This is a genomic window from Rathayibacter caricis DSM 15933, from assembly GCF_003044275.1.
Taxonomy (GTDB): domain Bacteria; phylum Actinomycetota; class Actinomycetes; order Actinomycetales; family Microbacteriaceae; genus Rathayibacter; species Rathayibacter caricis.
On the sequence record NZ_PZPL01000001.1, the window covers coordinates 2751791 to 2771986 of the forward strand.

The following is a 20196-nucleotide window of genomic DNA, read 5'->3' on the forward strand; positions in this document are numbered from 1 at the left end:
GAGCGGATCGCCGTAGGCGGACGCAGGACGCTCTACGGGATCCGCACCGTCGAAAAGCCGACTGCGCGACGCCGGGCCGGGACCGGCGACGTACGATGGACACCGTGCCAGGACGGATTCGACAACAGGATGTCGAGGAGGTCAAGGCGCGGGTCAACATCGGCGACGTCGTCGGCGAGTACGTCACCCTGAAGTCGGCGGGTGTCGGGTCGCTCAAGGGTCTCTGCCCCTTCCACGACGAGCGCAGCCCCAGTTTCCACGTGCGCCCGCAGGCCGGGTTCTACCACTGCTTCGGCTGCCAGGAGTCGGGCGACGTCTACAGCTTCATCATGAAGATGGACCACACCTCGTTCAGTGAGACGGTCGAGCGGCTCGCCGCCCGCGTCGGCATCGTCCTCCAGTACGAGGAGGGCGGCGGTCAGGCGCCCGAGACCGGCGGTCGCGTGCGCCTCCTCGAGGCGAACAGAGTGGCGGAGGAGTATTTCCGCGAGCAGCTGGCCACTCCGGGGGCCGACGTCGGCCGCAGGTTCCTCGGCGAGCGGGGCTTCGACCGCGCCGCCGCCGATCGCTTCGGCGTCGGCTTCGCGCCCGACGGCTGGGACGGGCTGACGACCGCGCTCAAGCGGCGCGGCTTCTCCGAGACCGAGCTCACCGCGGCGGGCCTGGTCAGCAGCAGCAACCGCGGAGGCGTCTACGACCGGTTCCGCGGTCGCCTCGTCTGGCCGATCCGCGACGTCACCGGGCAGACGGTCGGCTTCGGCGCCCGCCGCCTCCTCGAGGAGGACAAGGGCCCGAAGTACCTGAACACCCCCGAGACGCCCGTGTACCACAAGTCGCAGGTGCTCTACGGGCTCGACCTCGCCAAGCGCGACATCTCGCGCGGGCACCAGGTGGTGGTGGTCGAGGGCTACACCGACGTGATGGCGTGCCACCTCGCGGGAGTGACGACCGCGGTCGCCACGTGCGGCACCTCGTTCGGCGTCGATCACATCAAGGTGCTGCGCCGGGTGCTGGGCGACGACAGCGGAGTGGGCGAGGTCGTCTTCACGTTCGATCCCGACGCCGCGGGTCAGAAGGCCGCGATGCGCGCGTTCCAGGAGGAGCACCGCTTCGCCGCGCAGACGTTCGTCGCCGTCGCGCCCGAGGGTCTGGATCCGTGCGACCTGCGGCTGAACCGCGGCGACGACGCGGTCCGCCGCCTCATCGACGACAAGAAGCCGATGTTCGAGTTCGTGATTCGGCAGCTGCTGTCGCGCTACGACCTCGAGACGGTCGAGGGCCGGGTCGCCGCCCTGCGCGCGGCCGCCCCGGTGGTCGCCGAGATCCGCGATCCCGCGCTCCGGCCCGGCTACTCCCGCGAGCTCGCCCGGATGCTCGGCCTGGACATGTCCGAGGTCAACTCCGCGGTGCGCTCCGCCGGCTCCCGTCCCCGCGGCTCCCGCGAGGAGCGTCGCGAATCCGAGCGCGAGGCCGCGGCGACCGAGCCGCCCGCGGGTGCGCGCCTCGCCGACCTCCCCGTCGACGTCGTCACGCGCATCGAGCGCGAGGCGCTGATGGCGATGCTCCAGCTCCCGCAGGCGATGGGCGTCGAGCTGCTCACCCGCGCCGCGCACGCCGCCGTGACCAACGAGACCCTGCGCGTCGTGCGCGACGCCGTCGTCGCGAACCTCGAGCGCGCGGAGGACCGCGATTGGGTCGAGCACGTCGCGAACGACGTTCCCGGCCCGTTCGCCTCCCTGGTCCGCCAGCTCGCGGTGGCGCCGATCCCGGCCGCCGACGAGGCGAAGCTCGCGCGCTACGCACGCGACGTCGCGGTCTCTCTGATCGAGCGCGACCTGCTCCGCGAGATCGCCGAGCTGCGCGGGGCTCTGCAGCGCGCCTCCGCCGACCCCGTGATGTCGCGTGCGGTGCAGGTGCGCCTCGTCGAGCTCGAGCGCGAGAAGCGCGCTCTGCGGAGCGAGTGACCAGCGGAGGAGCAATCGTCACCCTTCCAGGGGCGTGTTGCAGTCGTGTGAAGATTCCGCCGCGGCGGAGCGCTCGGGCTCGGAGAGCGCTTCCACATGTGTTACCACTGAACAACAGCACTGCGGACGCCCGGCACGGGTGCGCTGGTGCGCGCCCCGGAGAACGGGTCCGCCGCACGACCGCGCGCGCCACGAGCGCATCCGCAACAGATCCTTACCAGGAAGAGGTAGACGGACGATGACATCCGCATCCATCCGGGGCGCTCGCGCGCTCTCCGCCGCCGCAGGTTTCGCCGCGGTCGCGATCGTGCTCGCGGGCTGCTCCGCCGGCGGCTCCGACTCCGCGGGCGACAGCGCCGCAGGAGGCGCCCTGACGATCGGCACGACCGACAAGATCACGACGCTCGACCCGGCCGGCTCGTACGACAACGGCTCCTTCGCCGTGATGAACCAGGTCTACCCGTTCCTCATGAACACGCCCTACGGCAGCCCGGACGTCGAGCCCGACATCGCCGAGTCCGCCGAGTTCTCGGCGCCCACCGAGTACACCGTGACCCTCAAGGAGGGTCTGAAGTGGGCGAACGGCAACGACCTGACCTCCTCGGACGTCAAGTTCTCGTTCGACCGCCAGCTGGCGATCGCGGACGCGAACGGCCCGTCGTCACTCCTCGCGAACCTCGACAGCGTCGCGGCTCCGGACGACACCACCGTCGTCTTCACGCTCAAGTCCGAGAACGACCAGACGTTCCCGCAGATCCTCTCGAGCCCCGCCGGCCCGATCGTCGACGAGGACGTCTTCTCGGCCGACGCGCTGACTCCGGACGACGAGATCGTCTCGGGCGACGCCTTCGCCGGTCAGTACACGATCGCGAACTACGACGTGAACAACCTCATCCAGTACAAGGCGTACGAGGGCTACGAGGGCGTGCTCGGCGCGGCCGAGACCGGCACCGTCAACGTCAAGTACTACGCCGACTCGTCGAACCTCAAGCTGGACATCCAGGAGGGCAACATCGACGTGGCGTTTCGGAGCCTCTCGGCCACCGACGTCGAGGACCTCCGCGGCAACGACGCGGTCAAGGTCGTCGACGGCCCCGGCGGCGAGATCCGCTACATCGTCTTCAACTTCGACACCCAGCCCTTCGGTGCGACGACCGCCGAGGCCGACCCGGCCAAGTCGCTCGCCGTGCGCCAGGCCGTGGCCGACCTGATCGACCGCGAGGAGATCGCCGACCAGGTCTACAAGGGCACCTACACCCCGCTCTACTCGTTCGTCCCCGAGGGGCTGACCGGAGCGACCGAGCCCCTGAAGTCGCTCTACGGCGACGGCGAGGGCGGACCGGACGCCGACAAGGCGAAGGCGACCCTCGAGGCCGCCGGCGTCACCGAGCCGGTGAACCTCAGCCTCCAGTACTCGAACGACCACTACGGCCCGTCCTCGGGCGACGAGTACGCGCTGATCAAGGACCAGCTCGAGTCCTCGGGCCTGTTCACCGTCGACCTGCAGACCACGGAGTGGGTGCAGTACTCGAAGGACCGCAGCTCGGACGTCTACCCGGCGTACCAGCTGGGCTGGTTCCCGGACTACTCGGACGCCGACAACTACCTCTCGCCGTTCTTCATCAAGGAGAACTTCCTCGCGAACCACTACGACGACGCCGAGGTCCAGGGCCTGATCGCGGAGCAGGTCTCGACGACCGATCCCGACGCGCGCACCGCGGTCATCGAGGAGATCCAGGACAAGGTCGCGGCGCAGCTGTCGACCGTCCCGTACCTCCAGGGCTCGCAGGTCGCGGTCGTCGGCAGCGACGTGAGCGGAGCCGAGGACACCCTCGACGCCTCGTTCAAGTTCCGCTACGCGGCGCTCAGCAAGGGCTGATCCACCCCTCCGAGGCCGGCGCCTCCCCGATCGGGAGGCGCCGGCCTTTCTCCACGAAAGGCATCACGTGACGACAGCCACGACGGCTGCGGCGACGACGCCCACCCGGCGATCGCGCGGCTCCGGAGGCGGACTCGGGCGCTACCTGCTCGTCCGCTTCCTGCTCATCATCCCCACCGTCTTCATCCTCGTGACGCTGGTGTTCCTGCTCATGCGCACCACGGGCGACCCGATCACGGCCGCCCTCGGTGGACGACTGACCGCCGACCAGCTCGCCGAGCGCGTCGCGGCCGCCGGCTACGACCGGCCGCTGATCGTGCAGTACGTCGAGTACCTCGGCCAGCTGCTCACCGGCGACTTCGGCACCACGCTGAGCGACAACCGGCCGGTCACCGAAGTGCTGCTGACCTACGGAGCGGCGACCGTCGAGCTGGCGTTCTACGCGCTCCTCGTCGCGTTCCTCGTCGGCATCCCGCTCGGCATGCTGGCCGCCTACCACCGCGACCGCACGCCCGACGCGGTGCTGCGCATCTTCGCGATCCTCTGCTACGCGACTCCGGTGTTCTTCGCCGGCCTGCTGCTCAAGCTCGTCTTCGCGGTCTGGCTGAAGTGGTTCCCGGTCGCGGGGCGCGCCTCGACCAGCACGGAGCTGTCGCTGCAGTTCCTCGAGAACAAGACCGGCATCTACCTCATCGACGCGTTCCAGACCGGCGACCCGGCCGCGGTGTCCGACGTGCTCTCGCACGCGGTGCTGCCCGCCGTCGCGCTGGGCCTGCTGACCGCCGGCATCTTCCTCCGTCTCGTCCGCACCAACGTCATCGGCACCCTCGGCACCGACTACGTCGACGCGGCGCGCTCGCGCGGTGTCGGCGAGTTCCGCCTGGTCCGCACGCACGCCTACCGGCCCGCGCTCATCCCGATCATCACCGTGATCGGACTGCAGATCGCCCTGCTGCTCGGCGGCGCGGTCCTGACCGAGACCACGTTCGAGTGGAAGGGACTCGGCTTCCAGCTGGCCGAGTACCTCCAGGCCCGCGACTTCGTGGCCGTCCAGGGCATCGTCGCCCTGCTGGCGGTCATCGTGGCGCTCACCAACTTCATCGTCGATGTCATCGCGGCGCTCATCGACCCGCGAGTGAGGTACTGAGCATGAGCACCACCACCTCCTCCGCCGCGCGTCCGCGGCGCCGCCTCGTCGACCGGCTCCCCGTCGTGCACCAGCTCCGCCAGAGCGTGGGGCTGCAGCGCGGGATGCTCGTCACGGGCCTCGTCATCACCGGCGCATTCCTCCTGGTCGCCCTCTTCGCTCCGCTGATCGCGCCCTACGGCTACTCGCAGCTGCGCTCGGACAGCGGGGCGTTCGGCGCGCAGCAGCCGCCGAGCGCCGAGCACCTGCTCGGCACCACCGTCGGCGGCTACGACGTCCTGAGCCGCGTGCTCTGGGGTGCGCAGACCGCGTTCCTCGTGATCGTCGTCGCGGTCGTGCTGTCGATCTTCGTCGGAGTGTTCCTCGGGCTGGTCTCGGGGTACCTCGGCGGCTGGCTCGACCGCGTGCTGGTCGTGATCTGCGATGCGATCTACGCCTTCCCGACCCTGCTGCTCGCCATCGTGATGTCGATCGTGATCTCGGGCGGGCAGTCGAACCTCTGGGCGGGCATCTTCGCCGCCGCCGTCTCGATCACGGTCGTCTACATCCCGCAGTACTTCCGGGTGATCCGCGCCGAGACGGTGCGGATCAAGGGCGATGCCTACGTCGAGTCCGCGAAGGTCGTCGGAGCCTCGACGAGCCGGATCATGTTCCGTCACGTCCTGCGCAACGCCACCCGCACCCTGCCGCTGATCTTCACGCTGAACTCGTCCGAGGCGATCCTGACCCTCGCGGGACTGGGCTTCCTCGGCTTCGGCATCGAGCCGACCTCGGCGGCCGAGTGGGGCTACGACCTCAACAAAGCGCTCTCGGACGTGACGAGCGGCATCTGGTGGACCTCGGTCTTCCCCGGCCTCGCCATCGTCCTCGTCGTGCTGGGCATCACGCTCGTCGGCGAGAGCCTGAACGACCTCGCCGACCCGCGCCTGCGCGGTCGGCGCGCGGTGGCCGCCGGAGCCGGCGACGTCGCCGCGACGTCCGTCGTCCCGGGCGGCGTGCTCGCCGCGGACGGCCTGGAGACGCCGGGGCACGACCCCGTCGCCGGAGTGGAGGGGACGCGATGAGCGACCAGAGGCCGATCGTCGACATCACCGATCTCGAGGTCGCCTTCGCCAGCGACCGGGGTGCCGTCCGCGCCGTCGCCGGAGTGAGCCTGCGGGTCGAGCGCGGCGAGGTGCTCGCCATCGTCGGCGAGTCCGGCAGCGGCAAGACCGTGACGGCCAAGACGATCCTGGGCCTCCTGCCCGAGACCGCGACCGCCTCGGGGGTCGTGCTGCTCTCGAAGAAGGACGGCAGCTCCTCCACCGATGTCGTGTCCGTGCCGAAGGCGCGACTGCGCGAGATCCGCGGCACCGACGTGGCGATGGTCTTCCAGGAGCCCTCGACCGCGCTGAACCCCGTCTTCACCGTGGGCTGGCAGATCGCCGAGGGGCTGCGCGCCCACGGCAGCGTCTCGAAGAAGGAGGCGCGCGCCCGCGCGATCGACGTCCTGCGCACGGTCGGCATCCCCGAGCCGGAGAAGCGGGTCGACTACTACCCGCACCAGTTCTCGGGCGGGCAGAAGCAGCGCGTCGTGATCGCGATGGCGCTCGTGCTCGATCCCGGGCTCATCGTCGCCGACGAGCCGACCACGGCGCTCGACGTCACGGTGCAGGCCGAGATCCTCGATCTCCTCCGACGCTGCCGTGACGACTTCGGCACCTCGATCGTGCTGATCACGCACAACATGGGCGTGGTCGCCGACCTCGCCGACCGCGTCGCGGTCATGTACCAGGGCGAGCTGGTCGAGGAGGCGCCGGTCGCCGAGCTCTTCGCCTCGCCGAAGGCCGAGTACACGAAGAAGCTGCTCGCCGCCGTGCCGCACGTCGGCCAGGGCGTCGAGCGGGCGAAGGACCGCGCCATCGAGCGGGCGAGCCTGCCCGAGGCCGAGACCCTGGTCGAGGCCGACGGGCTCCGGATCCAGTACCCGGGCCGGCTCGGCCGCTCCGGCTTCGTCGCGGTCGACGGAGTCTCGTTCCGCATCCGAGCCGGCGAGGTCCTGGGCCTCGTCGGCGAGAGCGGATCGGGCAAGACGACTATCGGGCGTGCGATCGCGGGCCTGACCACCGTCACCGGCGGATCCCTCCGCGTCCTGGGGAAGGAGATGCGCGGCATCCGCGAGCGGTCGTTCCGCCCGGTGCGCGGCGACATCGGCTTCGTCTTCCAGGACCCGGCGTCGAGCTTCAACCCGCTGCTCACCATCGCCGAGTGCGTCGCCGAGCCGCTGATCGTGCACGGGCGGTTCCCGGATGCGGGCTCCGCGAGATCGCGCGTCGACGAGCTCCTCGAGGCGGTGCAGCTGCCGAAGTCCTACGGCGACCGCTACCCGCACGAGCTCTCGGGCGGGCAGCGTCAGCGCGCGAGCCTCGCGCGAGCGCTCGCGCTCCAGCCCAAGCTGCTGATCGCCGACGAGCCCACCTCGGCGCTCGACGTCTCGGTGCAGGCCCGCGTGCTCGAGCTGTTCTCGGAGCTGCAGCGCGAGTTCGGCTTCGCCTCGCTGTTCATCAGTCACGACCTCGCCGTCGTCGACCTCCTGGCCGACCGGATCGCGGTGCTCTACCGCGGCGAGCTGGTCGAGGAGGGCACGGGCGAGGAGGTCCTCGCGACGCCGAAGCACCCCTACACGCAGCGCCTGCTCGCGTCCCTGCCCGTCCCGGACCCGGCTGAGCAGGCCGAGCGCCGCGAGCTCCTGCGCCGCATCACCCGCGCGGAGCGCGACGCGTGAGCACGGAGTCCGCGCCGATCGTCGTCGACGATCTGAGCGTCGAGTACCCGCCGCGCGGCATCAGCCGCCGCTGGACGGCCCTGCGCGGCATCAGCCTCCGCGTCGAGCCGGGGGAGGTGCTCGGGATCCTCGGCGGCAGCGGCTCGGGCAAGTCGACGCTCGCCCGGGTCCTGGGCGGCGACGGGCTGGGCGGTGACGGCGACCGCGCCCGCCCGGTGATCGTCGGAGGCGACGCGACCGTCGCGGGCCACCGGCTCCGCCACCTGCCCGCCCGCGAGATCAAGCGCTTCACGTTCGACGTGGCCTACCTGGCGCAGGACGCGGGAGCCACCCTCCGGCCCGAGCTGACCGTCTCGGAGCTCATCGCCGAGCCGATCTTCCTCCGCGACCGCCACTACGACCCGAAGAGCGCCGCCGTGCGCGTCGCGACCCTGCTCGACTCGGTGCACCTGCCGCTCTTCCTGCTCGACCGCTTCCCGTACGAGCTCTCGAGCGGCCAGCGGCAGCGCGTCGCCATCGCCCGGGCGCTCGTGCTCGGCCCGAAGGTCCTCGTCGCCGACGAGCCCACCTCGGGCATCGACGCCACCGTCCGCGAGTCGATCGTCGATCTGCTGGCCGACCTGCGCCGGAGGGAGGGGTTCGCCGCGGTCGTCGTCAGCCACGACATCGACGTGCTCAGCCGCGCGACCGACCGCATCGCCGTGCTCGTGGGCGGGGAGGTGGTCGCCTACGGCCCGCTCCTGGACGTGCTGGTCGAGTCGCGCCACCCGTACGTGCGGGAGCTCGGCGCCGCGTTCGCGGAGTACGAGCGGTTCGACGCCTCGCGCGCTCAGCGCGTCGCTCCGGCCGAGGAGGCGCTGTGACGACGCCGCGCGTGGCCGTGCTGCCGCGCACGAAGGACGTGTTCACCCGGGCGATCGAGGACGGCGGCGGCCGGGTCGTCGGACTCGACGGCACGCCCGACGCCCTGCTCTGGCTCTCGTACGGCCGCGTGGACGAGCTCGAGGACGTCCTCGAGCAGCACCCGTCGATCCGCTGGGTCCAGCTGCCCTGGGCCGGAGTCGACGCGTTCGCGTCCACCCTGCGCAGCGCCACTCGACCGGGTCTGACCTGGACGAGTGCGAAGGGCGCCTACTCCGAGCCGGTGGCCGAGCACGCGCTCGCCCTCACCCTGGCGCTGCTGCGGTCCCTCCCCGAGCGCGCGCGGGCGACCTCGTGGGGTGCGAAGCACGCCGCGACCCTGCACCGCGCCCGCGTCGTCGTCGTCGGCGCCGGAGGCATCGCGCAGGAGCTCCTGCGGCTCCTCTCGGTCTTCGACGCGCATGTCACGGTGGTGCGGCGCCGCGCCGACCCGGTGCCGGGCGCCGAGCGCACGGTGACGGGCGACGGGCTCGCCGAGGTCGTCACCGACGCCGACGTGCTGATCCTCGCCGCCGCCGCGACGGGTGGGACGCGGCACCTCGTCGACGCGGAGCTGCTCTCGCGCCTCGCGCCGCACGCGGTCCTCGTGAACATCGCGCGGGGGACATTCGTCGACACGGACGCGCTCGCCGCCGCGCTGGCCGAGGGCCGGCTCGCGGGAGCCGCGCTCGACGTCACCGACCCGGAGCCGTTGCCCGACGGGCATCCGCTCTGGAGCGAGCCCCGGTGCCTCATCACTCCTCACTCCGCCGACACCCCCGAGATGACCGCGCCGCTGCTCGCCGAGCGCGTCCGGATGAACACCGCTGCCTTCGCCGCGGGGGAGGACCTGGTCGGCGTCGTCGACCCGGACGCGGGCTACTGACGGACCCCGCCGCCCGATTTGGTCTTCCCGCAGAGTTTGCTAAAGTAGTCCTGCGCTGATCGCCTCCGGGTGGTCGGATGATCCTCGATAGCTCAATTGGCAGAGCAATCGGCTGTTAACCGGTAGGTTCTTGGTTCGAGTCCAAGTCGGGGAGCGAAGGGCCTGGGACTCCACTCTCGGGCCCTTTTTCTTTGCCCTGGTGAGGGTCGCGGCTCCACGGTCCCGCGCCCATCCCCGGAACGGAGGCGCGATGCGCGAGGACGTCTTCGGCCTCCTCCGTCGACGCCCCGACGTCGAGGCCCCGTCCCTCGTGGCGGTCGACGCGTCCGACCGGCTCCTGCTCGACCTGCTCGAGCAGCGCGGCCGCATCGCGGTCGTCGGAGACGCCTACGGAGCACTCGCGCTCGCCCTCGCCGCCGAGGGCGTCGCGGTGAGCGTCGTCCAGGACTCGATCACCGCCGAACGGGCCCTCGCCGCGAACGCCGAGGCGGTGCGCGCAGCGGGCATCGAGCTCGCCGCCGTGACCGTCGCCGAGAGCGTCGAGGCCGCCGTCGGCGGGAGCGACGCAGTGCTCCTCCGGCTGCCCCGCTCTCTCGACGCCCTCGCCGCGATCGCCGCCGGCACCGCCCGAGCCGCCCCCGCTGCCCCGCTGATCGCCGCGGGCCGCATCAAGCACATGAGCCACGGCATGAACGACGTGCTGCTCGCCCGCTACGAGCGCGTCGACGTCAGCCCGGCGCGGCAGAAGTCGCGGGCCCTGCTCGCGACCGCCGCCCGTGCCGACCAGGCCCCCGCCCCCGGGCCGGAGCGCCGCCGTCTCGACGATCTCGACCTCGACGTGGTCGCCGTCCCCGGAGCCTTCGCCGGCGCCCGCCTCGACATCGGCACCCGGGCGCTGCTGGCCGCTCTCGACGTCCGGACGCTGCCCGCTGGCACCGCCGTCGACCTCGGCTGCGGCACAGGGATCCTCGCCGCCGTCCTCGCCCGCTCGCGCCCCGACCTCGACGTCGTCGCCACCGACACCTCGCGCGCCGCGACCGAGTCGGCCCGCGCCACCGCCGAGGCCAACGGCCTGCGCTACCGCGTCCTCCGCGACGACAACGCCTCGACGCTCGACGGCGGATCGGTCGACGTCGTCGTCTGCAACCCGCCGTTCCACTCGGACGGAGCCGTCACCGACCTCGTCGCGCGGCGCATGATCCGCGCGGCCGGCCGCCTCCTGCGCCCGGGCGGCGAGCTCTGGACCGTGTTCAACTCCCACCTCGCCCATCCGGCCGAGCTGCGCCGGTCGATCGGAGCGACGTCCGTCGTCGCCCGCGATCGCAAGTTCACCGTCACCCGTTCGGTCCGCGCCGCCGACCGCTGAGCGCAAGCCCCGTCGCGGGCTCAGCGAGCGGCCGCCGCACGCGGGTACCATCGCTCTCCGGCGTGCCCTCGCGCCGATCCCCGTCACCGCACCGGAGGCCGTCGTGCTCGAAGTCGTCCTCGTCCTGGCACTGATCGTCGCCGTCGGCGCGATCGTCCTGTGGCGCCGCTCCGCCACCGCCGAGAAGGAGCTGCGCGAGCGGCACTCCCGCGAGACGGAACGCGTCGCGCGCCTCGAGCTGGCCGTCGGCGAGCAGGAGGCGCGCCTGCGTATCGTGGGCGAACTCGAGCAGCTCGCCGTCCGCAGCGCCTCGCTCGTCGTCGAGGAGGCCGAGAGCGTGCGGCTGACGATCGAGCGCGACCCGGCCGCCGCCGAGCGCTCCGCCGTGAGAGCGGTGCGCGCCGCCGAGTCCTCGCTCGCGCAACTGCGGCGCATCGCGGTCGTCGCCGCCGTCGACCCGCGGGAGCTGCCCGCCACCGACGGCGCCGAGACGCTGACAGCCCTCGCCCGCGACCGCGGCCTCGCCGTCCACGAGGAGACCTTCGGCGAGCCGTTCCCGCTGCAGGACGGAGCCGAGGTGGCCGTCCTGCGCGTCCTCGAGTACGCCTTCGATCAGGCGTCGGCGACCGGTGGCACCGGCACCGAGGTCCGGATCAGCTCGCGCTGGACGTCGACCGGCCTCCGGGTCGAGATCGACGACGACCGCGAGCGGCACGGAGCCGCGCAGGCGGATGCGAGCGCCGTCGAGGCGGATCTGCACGCGCTGACCGAGCGGATCGACAGCCCCGCCCTCCTGGAGCTGCGCGAGCGCGCCGCCCTCTTCGGCGGCGACGTGACCGAGAAGCGGACGCCGGGCGTGGGCCGCTCCGTCACCGCCTCGTTCCCCGCGCTGCGCCACCACAACGGCGTGCACGGGGTCGACCTGGGCTGAGCGGAGGTCAGTCCTCGAGGTTGTCGACTCCCGGCATCCACGACGTGCCGGGAACGCCCCAGCCGCGCTTGCGGGTGATCTTCGCGACCGGCTTCCGGTACTCGTGCTCGAGGCGGTCCGTGTAGAGGATGCCGTCGAGGTGGTCGAACTCGTGCTGGAACACCCGCGCGAACCAGCCCTCCGCCTCGATCTCGAAGGGCGCGCCCTCGAGGTCGACGGCCCGAAGGATCGCCTTCTCGGAGCGGCGCAGCGGGAACCGCTCGCCCGGGAACGAGAGGCACCCCTCCGACTCCGTGTCCTCGTCGGCCTCGCCGAGGGGCACGGGCGAGACGAAGAGCTCCGGATTGATGGCCACGCCGCGGCGGGGGGTGCCGTCATCGGCGGCGTAGTCGTAGACGAAGAGGCGCAGTGCGACTCCGATCTGCGGGCCCGCGAGGCCGACGCCGGGAGCCGCCTCCATCGTCTCGAACATGTCGGCGACGAGCGTGCGGAGGGAGTCGTCGAACACGGTGACGGGGGCGGCGGGGGAGTGCAGCACGGGGTCGCCGGCGATGAGGATGGGGAGGACGGCCATGGAGCCCAGGGTATCGCGGGGGTCCTCCAGCCCCGTCCTCGGGGGTCATCCGCTGGGCTTCCCGCGTCACCCGTGCGCCGGACGGCCCGCGGAGGATATGTCGGTAGGGTCGAGCGCATGTCCGCAGATCTGACCGAGTTGACCGAGCAGTTCACGCTCGACCCGGTGCAGTTCATCGGCATCCCGATCGCGCTCGTCGGCGCGGTCTTCCTCTCTCTGGGGGCGCAGTTCCAGCACCGCGGAGTCGCGAAGGTGGAGCGGTTCTCGGGCCGCTCCGGCTCCTCCGGATTGAACGGCGGTCAGCTCTTCGCCCTGCTCTCGCGGCCCTCGTGGGTCGTCGGGACGCTCATGCTCGGCCTCGCCGTCGTGTTCCAGCTCACGAGTCTCGGCTTCTCGCCGCTCATCGTGGTGCAGCCGCTCGGCGCGGTCGCCCTGGTCATCACGGCCGTGATGAACGCGCGCGTGAGCCGGGTCCGTCTCAACAAGGCCTCGATCCGCGCGATCGTGCTGTGCGTCGGCGGCGTGGGCACGTTCGTCCTCGTCGCGGCCTTCAACGCGGTCGACAAGTCGATCCGCACGCCCCAGCTGATCACGATCCTCGTGATCCTGGGGGTCGTGCTCGTGGTGTTCGTCGTCGCGTTCCGGGTGTTCCGGCGGAAGGCGCGCGCCATCTTCTACATCCTCGGCGCCGGAGTCGTCTACGGCTTCGTCGCGACGCTCGCCAAGGTCGTCCTCAACCGGATCAAGTTCGGCGAGTTCGACCCGCTCACCGTCGTCTGCATCGTCGCGCTCCTCGCCGCCAGCGCTCTCGGCGGCTACTTCGTGCAGAACGCCTACTCGTCGGGCCCTCCCGACCTCGTCGTCGCCGGTCTCACCGTCATCGATCCGCTGGTCGCCGTGGCCATCGGCATCATCGTGCTCGGCGAGGCGCAGTACGCGGCCCCCTGGGCGATCCCGCTCTTCGTGATCGCCGGAGCGGTCGCGATCTGGGGCGTCCTGCTGCTCGCGAAGCACCACCCGCAGGCCCGCTGACCCGGGCGACGCGGCCCCCTAATCCGCGGATCCCCGAGGCCCGCTGTCTACACTGGGACCGCGCCGAGGTGAGCCGAAGCCGACCGACCACTCGCCGATCGACACCCCGCCACGAGCGGACCACACCGTGAGGAACCACCCCGTGTCAGACCCCCGCGCCGCCTCAGGACCGGAGTCGCCCGTGCCGAGCGAGTCATCGGACGCTCCCGACGACTCCGTCCCGCACGTCACGGAGGCGACCTCCTCCTCGGACTCGGACGCCCGACCGCTGAAGGTCGTGATCGGCTGCGACACGTTCGCCCCGAACGTCAACGGCGCCGCGAAGTTCGCCGAGCGACTCGCCGCCGGCCTCGTCGCCCGCGGCCACGAGGTGCACGTCGTCGCCCCGTCGGCCGACGGCTGGAGCGGCACGCGGTTCGAGACCCACGAAGGTCAGCGGATGATCGTGCACCGCCTCCACAGCTGGCGCTGGTTCCCGCACGACTGGCTGCGCTTCGCGATGCCGTGGCGGATCAAGCAGAACAGCGCGCGGATCCTCGACGAGGTGAAGCCCGACGTCGTCCACTTCCAGTCGCACATCATCGTCGGGCGCGGACTGGGCATCGAGGCGGCCAAGCGCGGCGTCCGCATCATCGGCACCAACCACTTCATGCCCGAGAACATGCTCGAGTTCACGCTTCTGCCCAAGGCCGTCCAGGCGAAGGCCGTGCAGATGGCGTGGCGCGCCGCCCGCCGCACCTTCGGCCGAGCCGAGGCCGTGACCACGCCGACCCGCAGGGCCGCCCAGTTCCTCGAGCAGTACACCGGCCTCCGCGGCGTGCACGCCATCTCCTGCGGCATCGATGCGGACAACTACACCCCCGACTTCACCCCGCGCGGCGAGAACCGCATCCTCTTCGTCGGACGCGTGACCGGCGAGAAGCACATCGACGTCCTCCTCCGGGCCGTGGCACTGCTCGATCCGACCCTCGACGCGCAACTCGAGATCGTCGGCGGCGGCGACCAGATGCGCAACCTCCAGCAGCTGGCCGCGAGCCTCGGCCTCGGCGACCGCGTCCGCTTCACCGGCTACGTCTCGGACGCCGAGCTCAAGCAGGCGTACTCGCGCGCCACCGTCTTCGCGATGCCCTCGATCGCCGAGCTGCAGAGCATCGCCACGATGGAGGCGATGGCGTCGGCCCTCCCCGTCGTCGCCGCCGACGCGATGGCCCTCCCGCACCTCGTGCACGACGGCGAGAACGGCCACCTGTTCGAGCCCGGCAACGCGCAGGCCCTCGCCGACCGTCTGACCGACGTCCTCACCAGCACCCCCGAGCGCCTCGAGGAGATGAAGCGCGCCTCCCTGCGCATCGTCGCCGCTCACGACATCACCCGCACGATCAGCACATTCGAGAGCCTGTATCGTGGGGAGCCGGTGGCCGATCCGACCATCGACGCAGCCTCCGCCACGGCTGGCCGAGCCTGACGGCTCTCCCGCCGGCGGGGTCCGCGGGGCGTTAGCTCAGCCGGTCAGAGCAGCGGACTCATAATCCGTCGGTCACGGGTTCAAGTCCCGTACGCCCTACCAAGTAAACAATGGGGAGTAGGGCTGTTCCGGCGGAAGGTGCAGAAGCAGAACCCCTCCAAAACCCCTCCATGACCGGAAAGCTCCGCGTTCGCGCGGCTGACGCGGCGTCGCCTCGGATGGATCGCGCGGCGCTCGTCTAGGCTCGCGGCGTGGCGATCGCGGAAATTCTCTCCATTGTATTCGGGTCCCTTGACGTCGTTCTAGGTGGTTGGGCGATCTGGAACGCTCGATCTAAGTCCCGGATCGAGTGGACAGTACGGAGCATGGCTCCGATGGTCGCTGTACCATCGAAATTTGCAGTTCAAGTCAGCGTAGATGGCGTACCGATCAAAGACGCGTGGTATGCAACGCTACGGATAGTCAACAGCGGAACAAAGGACATTTCAAAGAGTGAATGGCATGCCCCCTTGAGGTTCAGGTTTGGGGGCGGCGTGACAATCTTGTCTGCGAAAGTTTCCGGACTAACGCCACCAGGTTCCCCTCCGAATGTTTCAATTGTGGAGTCTTCAGTCGAAATTGAACCGGTGCTGATGAATAAGCGCGACCTAATCGAGGTCCAGGTCGTCGCATCTGGGCCGATGAAAGCTCCGTCATCCGAATCGCGAATCACCGAGGTGCAGAAGTTGAGCCATCGTCGGTACATCTATCCGCTGGGGACGGGCGCCGATGGTGAGATGATCGCTGGTGATCGGGTAGCGGTCACTGTGATGTGGCTATTTAGCATCGCGGCTGTTCTCTTCATTGGGATTCGTGGAGAATTTCCGCCCGCCGATCCGCTACCGCATATCTGGTTCCTGGTAGTTGGTCTTGCTACGACCTGTATCGCAGGGCCGCTCTGGTGGCGCACGATGATCAAGCGGCATGCGCTCTGGTTGCCGGAACAGCGAATCTAAGCGATCTCGATACTTCGCGTCTCAGCATCGCGGCCACGATCAGGCGAGAGATGGGCGTCGAGTCGGTCTATGTCGGCGGCGTGGTCGTCGGGGAAGAAGTGCAGGTACGCCTTGTAGGTGGTCGCGGTGTCGGCGTTGCCGAGGATGCGGGCGACCCGCGCCAGCGGCATCCCCGACGCCGCGAACAGCGACGCTGCGGTGTGGCGGAGGTCGTGGAAGCGCAGGTCCGGCTGGCCGATGGCCTTGGCGGCCTCACGGAACCGGCGCCGGTAGAACGAGTTGTAGTCCATGCGCTTCGACCAATTGAGCCCGCCGCGGAAGTCGCCGCACCCGCTGTAGTTGCGCACCGGCCACAGCGACGCGGTCGGCTCGGCGGCGTGTGGGCGGGCGGCCATGTATTCGCCTTGCCCATCCGCCAGTTTTCGAATAACGCGAGCGTGGTCGAGCAGGAGCGTCGAAGGCGGCCGCGTCCTCCGTGAGCAGAAGAGGCGCCGAGTGCCCAGGCTTGGTTCGCTCTGGCACGCGTGCCATAGCGGCCCAGGGGCGGGGCAGCGAACCGGGCCGCAGCCGCCCTCTCCAGGGTCTGGATAGGATCACCGCGTGCCGACTGCTTCCACCGCAACTGTTCCCGACCCTGTCCGCCACTTTTTGCGTCGCTCAGAGGTGGCAGCCCAAGTGGGCCGACTGGTCTTCTTCATCGTGATCGCCGGCAGTCTCGTACTAGTCGGCAGCGGCATCTTCGGCGCCGTGCAGCATTCATACCGCGCAGACGCGTCGGAGGCATCTGCCGCTTCCGCTGCCTCGCGCCTGACGGAGGCAAAGCGCGATGCAAAGGGGGCGCAGTACCGGAAAGACGTCGCTTGGGAAGAACTGCAGTATGACCAGCAGAACGCCGCGCAGATATATGACGTATCGGTTGCTCGCGGCGTGAAGAATGGGTCTATTCCGGCCCCTGCGTGGCCGGCCACTGTCGGCTATGACGCGGGCTTGAAGGCGGAAATGGACGCCGCAATCGCAGCCGCAGCGGTCGAGTATAGCCCTGTGGCTGAGGATTTCGAGGACGCAACCGAGCGCCTTGAGGACGCGACGATCGCGAGCGCAGACGCGCTTGCGACCGCAGCCGCTGATCGCGCCACCGTAAATGATGCGTGGTTCTGGGTCGCGGTTTCCGCTGCAATTGCGGCTGTAGCTACCGTCGTAGCTGCGGGTCTATGGTTCGTGCTCTCAAACGCACTCGTTCGCGCTCGTGCCACAGTCGCCCTGTCCGAGCGCACGGGTTCGCGAGTTTAATTCACACGATAGAAGTTCCTTCGAAAATCGCTCAACCGCATCGGTCGAGCTTGTCCGAGCCGTACCGAGACGAGTCGCAAGTCGAGTGTCGAAGGCTGGTTCCTTCAAGCAACGGCGTGAATCTCTAGGTTCTCGGTGAGTTGCGGCAAGGTATCTCCGTTCGGGCCGGTGACGAGTGGGCGTCGCGCTGATAATCCGCGGGTCACGGGTTAAAGTCCCGTACGCCCTACTCCCGCACTGCCCTTGTCCGCACGGCCTCGGCGGCGCGATGGTCGCTGCCGCCGACAGCGGTGGGATTTCACGGGGGCCTGGAACAGCGGCGCGAGGACATATGCGACACGCGTCGTCCAGTGCGCGTTCACGGGCGCTCGCTGCTGCGAAGATCCGAAGGCGGCACACCAGCCAGAGGAGAACCGCGGATGCCCCTGACCTTCACAGCGATCGACTTCGAGACGGCGAATGCTCAGAGAGGCTCGGCCTGCGCGGTCGGTGTCGCCCGGGTGACCGACGGCGCGATCACCTATCGAGCGTCCACGCTCATCCGACCTCTGACAGGAGACGATTTCTCCCCAAGGAATACGGACATCCACGGGTTGAGGTGGGAGGACTGCGAGACCGCCCCCGACTGGGTGGCGGTCGCAGGATGGTTGGACACGGTCATCGGAGACGATCCGGTCATCGCTCACAACGCGCCCTTCGAGAAGGGAGTGATCGCAGCCGCACACAAGTTGGCGATGCTCGACGCGCCTGTTCCGGACCTCCTGTGCACGGTGGTGCTGGCGAAAGCTCATCTGGCCCTCGACTCCTACCGTCTGCCGACCGTCGCCGCGCACCTCGGGGTGGTCCTCGACGACCACCACGATGCGGAAGCCGATGCTGTCGCCAGTGCTGAAGTGGCTCTCGCCCTCGGGCGCCGTCTCGGGCGTCACGATGTTCATCATCTCTGGAGTGACAGTCGGGTGCCGAAGACGTCCGCCCGCGCTGCTTACACTCGTCTCGCGGATCTCCCGGCCCCCGCCGCGGACGCCGATCCGACCGGTCCGCTGTTCGGCGAGACAGTCGTCTTCACCGGGGAGATCGACGGAATGCCGCGGAAGAAGGCTCAGGCGCTGGTTGCCGCGCACGGAGCCAGCATCGGCTCGAACGTCACGAGAAAGACGACCCTCGTGGTGATGGGCACATTCGGTCCGGGAGAGCTCAAGCCGGGCGAGATCGTCAGTGCGAAAGTGGTGAAGGCGCGGGAACTCGCGCTAGCGGGTCAGAGGATCGAGATCCTCGATGCCCCGGGATTCGGCGAACTGCTCGCCGTCATCGGCGCGTCCGTCTAGCCACACGACATCGGGTCGGGTGCCTGAGACCCCGCGGACGCTCGGAGTGTCGAGCTTCGCAGACGCGACCGGGTGAATGCAGTCTCTTCGGACTCGAGGTCCTTCGACTCCTCAGAAGTTGTCGTACTCGGCGCCGAGTACGACAACTTCTGCGGAGTCGGGGGCCGTCAGGCCGAGGGTGACTTCTTCAGGCGGGACTTCGCGGCGCGCTCGGTCAGCACCGAGAGGTAGTCGCGGACCGGGCGGTCGGCGAGGGCGTCGAGCTCGGCGCGGACGGTCGCGTCGACCTCCTCCGCCGAGTGGTCGGGGAAGCGGGCGCGCAGGCGCGCCGATACTTCGGAGGCGATCTCGTCGAGGTTCACGTCAGCAGCCACCGGAGAATGATGCACCAGCCGGGTGAACAGCAGGTGCTGCCGTCCACGACGGGGGGCGCGGCGCGGGACCCGACCTCTCTACCCTGGGTCGTGGAGGCGACGGAGCGTTCACCCGCACTGCAGGAGGCCTGCCGCGGGCGAGAGGGCCCGCCCGTCTCGTCCCCGCCGGCCGCGAGGGACGACGGAGGATCACCGGTGGAGCACATCGAGCTCGCGACGCGGCTGCACGACCTGGGGCGGGGCGTCCTGTCCGACGCGGTGACCCGCGCGGTGAACAGGGGGGACCTGACGGTGGCGCCGCTCCCCGTCCGGTCGGCGACCCGGGTCCACACCGGCCGAGGGCGACGGTCCGTCGACGCGACGGTCGAGACGGCCGGGGTGAACGCGTGGCTGCTCGACGACGACACGGCGGTGGCGCTCGCACGCGGCGGGATCCTGCTCCGCGACCCCGCCGACGGTGTGTTCAGCGCGCCCACGATCGCGAGGCTCGCCGAGGCGCGGGAGACGACGGCGCTGCTCGGCTATCTGAAGGACGCCGACGAGCTGGTCGTCGCCGTCCTCGGACCGCGTCCGGACGCCACCGCGTGATCGCTAGCACGTCCGCCGCCCGGGCGCCCGTACTGGCCGCCGACTGCCGGACATGATTCCCTGGTGCTGTGCCTGACCTCCCGATGTTCCCGCTCGGCTCCGTGCTCCTGCCGCACATGCCGCTCCCGCTCCGGCTATTCGAGCCGCGGTACCTGCGGATGCTCGGCGACGTGCTCGAGGACGAGAGCCTGTCCTTCGGCGTGGTCCTCATCGAGCGCGGCCAGGAGGTGGGCGGTGGCGATCAGCGCTTCGCGGTCGGCACCGTGGCGCGCATCCTGAACATCGACGGCGCGGAGTCGTTCGTCACCCTCGACTCGGTCGGCGAGCACCGCTTCGAGGTCGTCCGCTGGTACGAGGACGACCCGTACCCGCGGGCCGAGGTCCGCCTGCTGACCGACCTGGAGTGGGAGCCGCGCCTCGCCGAGGCGCTGACCGCCGCGGAGTCCGCGGTGCGCACGGCGCTGGCCGTGGCGAGCGAGTTCGTCGAGCAGCGCTACGGCGCCGTCGTCGAGCTCGCCGAGGATCCGGCCGCGCACGCGTGGCAGCTCGCGGGCGTCGCCCCGGTGACGGAGCTCGACCGGCTGGCGTTCCTCCGGAGCGAGTCGATGGAGCAGCTGCTCGAGGCGGTGCGCGAGAGGTCGACCGAGGCGACGGAGTCGTTCCGCGCCGGCTGGGCCTGAACCGAGGCTGGGCCTGAACCGAGGCTGGGCCTG

19 protein-coding genes and 2 tRNA genes are annotated in these 20196 nt (G+C 70.2%); 18 read left to right on the top strand and 3 right to left on the bottom strand.

Going from position 1 to position 20196, the window contains the following annotated elements; genetic code table 11:
- The first annotated feature begins 95 nt into the window (after nt 1–95).
- The 10 genes from dnaG (at nt 96) to C1I63_RS12785 (ending at nt 11837) form a co-directional block, all read left to right on the top strand.
- Nucleotides 96–1964, top strand: coding sequence for a DNA primase (dnaG, locus tag C1I63_RS12740; protein WP_107575016.1), 1869 nt, complete (start codon nt 96–98; stop codon nt 1962–1964).
- Between the two features lie 238 nt (nt 1965–2202).
- Nucleotides 2203–3843 (top strand): ABC transporter substrate-binding protein, encoded by a 1641-nt coding sequence (locus C1I63_RS12745; RefSeq protein ID WP_107575017.1) that lies wholly within the window; start codon nt 2203–2205, stop codon nt 3841–3843.
- Between the two features lie 67 nt (nt 3844–3910).
- A complete protein-coding gene (locus C1I63_RS12750; protein ID WP_056866938.1) occupies nt 3911–4990 on the top strand; it encodes an ABC transporter permease in 1080 nt (359 codons plus the stop codon).
- 2 nt (nt 4991–4992) lie between these two features.
- Nucleotides 4993–6054 (top strand): ABC transporter permease, encoded by a 1062-nt coding sequence (locus C1I63_RS12755; protein ID WP_107575018.1) that lies wholly within the window; start codon nt 4993–4995, stop codon nt 6052–6054.
- Nucleotides 6051–7754: an ABC transporter ATP-binding protein gene (locus tag C1I63_RS12760; protein ID WP_107575019.1), complete on the top strand. Its 1704-nt coding sequence runs from the start codon at nt 6051–6053 to the stop codon at nt 7752–7754. Before C1I63_RS12755 ends, C1I63_RS12760 begins: the two co-directional genes overlap by 4 nt.
- Nucleotides 7751–8617 (top strand): ATP-binding cassette domain-containing protein, encoded by an 867-nt coding sequence (locus tag C1I63_RS12765; protein WP_082481491.1) that lies wholly within the window; start codon nt 7751–7753, stop codon nt 8615–8617. Before C1I63_RS12760 ends, C1I63_RS12765 begins: the two co-directional genes overlap by 4 nt.
- Nucleotides 8614–9540: a D-isomer specific 2-hydroxyacid dehydrogenase family protein gene (locus C1I63_RS12770; protein ID WP_107575020.1), complete on the top strand. Its 927-nt coding sequence runs from the start codon at nt 8614–8616 to the stop codon at nt 9538–9540. Before C1I63_RS12765 ends, C1I63_RS12770 begins: the two co-directional genes overlap by 4 nt.
- 81 nt (nt 9541–9621) lie before the next feature.
- Nucleotides 9622–9694 (top strand) — tRNA-Asn (locus tag C1I63_RS12775).
- Between the two features lie 96 nt (nt 9695–9790).
- Complete coding sequence (locus C1I63_RS12780; protein ID WP_107575021.1) at nt 9791–10906, top strand: class I SAM-dependent methyltransferase; 1116 nt, start codon at nt 9791–9793, stop codon at nt 10904–10906.
- A 103-nt stretch (nt 10907–11009) separates the two neighbouring features.
- The gene (locus tag C1I63_RS12785; RefSeq protein WP_055792824.1) at nt 11010–11837 is read left to right on the top strand and encodes a sensor histidine kinase; all 828 of its coding nucleotides are present in this window, start codon (nt 11010–11012) and stop codon (nt 11835–11837) included.
- A 7-nt stretch (nt 11838–11844) separates the two neighbouring features.
- On the opposite strand, the gene def is transcribed toward C1I63_RS12785, so the two are convergent.
- Nucleotides 11845–12411: a peptide deformylase gene (gene def / locus C1I63_RS12790; RefSeq protein ID WP_107575022.1), complete on the bottom strand. Its 567-nt coding sequence runs from the start codon at nt 12409–12411 to the stop codon at nt 11845–11847.
- A 117-nt stretch (nt 12412–12528) separates the two neighbouring features.
- Here def and C1I63_RS12795 point away from each other — a divergent pair, with 117 nt between their 5' ends.
- The 4 genes from C1I63_RS12795 (at nt 12529) to C1I63_RS19515 (ending at nt 15903) form a co-directional block, all read left to right on the top strand.
- Nucleotides 12529–13443 (top strand): DMT family transporter, encoded by a 915-nt coding sequence (locus tag C1I63_RS12795; protein ID WP_055792818.1) that lies wholly within the window; start codon nt 12529–12531, stop codon nt 13441–13443.
- 280 nt (nt 13444–13723) lie between these two features.
- Complete coding sequence (locus C1I63_RS12800; RefSeq protein WP_107575862.1) at nt 13724–14908, top strand: glycosyltransferase; 1185 nt, start codon at nt 13724–13726, stop codon at nt 14906–14908.
- 25 nt (nt 14909–14933) lie between these two features.
- Nucleotides 14934–15010, top strand: a tRNA-Ile gene (locus tag C1I63_RS12805).
- A 149-nt stretch (nt 15011–15159) separates the two neighbouring features.
- On the top strand, nt 15160–15903 hold the full coding sequence (locus C1I63_RS19515; protein WP_146168463.1) for a hypothetical protein: 744 nt from the start codon (nt 15160–15162) through the stop codon (nt 15901–15903).
- On the opposite strand, the gene C1I63_RS12815 is transcribed toward C1I63_RS19515, so the two are convergent.
- The gene (locus tag C1I63_RS12815) at nt 15900–16298 is read right to left on the bottom strand and encodes a tyrosine-type recombinase/integrase (protein WP_107575024.1); all 399 of its coding nucleotides are present in this window, start codon (nt 16296–16298) and stop codon (nt 15900–15902) included. The two genes, C1I63_RS19515 and C1I63_RS12815, sit on opposite strands and share 4 nt — an antisense overlap.
- A gap of 205 nt (nt 16299–16503) precedes the next feature.
- On the opposite strand from C1I63_RS12815, the gene C1I63_RS12820 reads away from it, so the two are divergent.
- Nucleotides 16504–17193 (top strand): hypothetical protein, encoded by a 690-nt coding sequence (locus tag C1I63_RS12820; RefSeq protein WP_146168464.1) that lies wholly within the window; start codon nt 16504–16506, stop codon nt 17191–17193.
- Between the two features lie 419 nt (nt 17194–17612).
- Complete coding sequence (locus C1I63_RS12825; protein ID WP_107575026.1) at nt 17613–18521, top strand: exonuclease domain-containing protein; 909 nt, start codon at nt 17613–17615, stop codon at nt 18519–18521.
- A 167-nt stretch (nt 18522–18688) separates the two neighbouring features.
- Here the strand turns inward: C1I63_RS12825 and C1I63_RS12830 are convergent, their stop codons facing one another.
- Entirely contained in the window at nt 18689–18895 is a 207-nt protein-coding gene (locus tag C1I63_RS12830) for a three-helix bundle dimerization domain-containing protein (RefSeq protein ID WP_146168465.1), read from the bottom strand.
- 195 nt (nt 18896–19090) lie between these two features.
- On the opposite strand from C1I63_RS12830, the gene C1I63_RS12835 reads away from it, so the two are divergent.
- Nucleotides 19091–19483 carry a hypothetical protein gene (locus C1I63_RS12835; protein ID WP_107575027.1) on the top strand — a complete coding sequence of 131 codons (393 nt, stop codon included), beginning with the start codon at nt 19091–19093 and terminating at the stop codon, nt 19481–19483.
- 68 nt (nt 19484–19551) lie between these two features.
- Nucleotides 19552–20163 carry an LON peptidase substrate-binding domain-containing protein gene (locus tag C1I63_RS12840; RefSeq protein WP_244907070.1) on the top strand — a complete coding sequence of 204 codons (612 nt, stop codon included), beginning with the start codon at nt 19552–19554 and terminating at the stop codon, nt 20161–20163.
- Nucleotides 20164–20196: the final 33 nt, after the last annotated feature.

Bases quoted from the DNA above. Each gene is read 5' to 3' on its own strand.
- C1I63_RS12760 (WP_107575019.1), top strand. From the start codon at position 6,051: ATGAGCGACCAGAGGCCGATCGTCGACATCACCGATCTCGAGGTCGCC.
- C1I63_RS12825 (WP_107575026.1), top strand. From the start codon at position 17,613: ATGCCCCTGACCTTCACAGCGATCGACTTCGAGACGGCGAATGCTCAG.
- C1I63_RS12745 (WP_107575017.1), top strand. From the start codon at position 2,203: ATGACATCCGCATCCATCCGGGGCGCTCGCGCGCTCTCCGCCGCCGCA.
- def (WP_107575022.1), bottom strand. From the start codon at position 12,411: ATGGCCGTCCTCCCCATCCTCATCGCCGGCGACCCCGTGCTGCACTCC.
- C1I63_RS12815 (WP_107575024.1), bottom strand. From the start codon at position 16,298: ATGGCCGCCCGCCCACACGCCGCCGAGCCGACCGCGTCGCTGTGGCCG.
- C1I63_RS12755 (WP_107575018.1), top strand. From the start codon at position 4,993: ATGAGCACCACCACCTCCTCCGCCGCGCGTCCGCGGCGCCGCCTCGTC.
- C1I63_RS12780 (WP_107575021.1), top strand. From the start codon at position 9,791: ATGCGCGAGGACGTCTTCGGCCTCCTCCGTCGACGCCCCGACGTCGAG.
- dnaG (WP_107575016.1), top strand. From the start codon at position 96: ATGGACACCGTGCCAGGACGGATTCGACAACAGGATGTCGAGGAGGTC.
- C1I63_RS12795 (WP_055792818.1), top strand. From the start codon at position 12,529: ATGTCCGCAGATCTGACCGAGTTGACCGAGCAGTTCACGCTCGACCCG.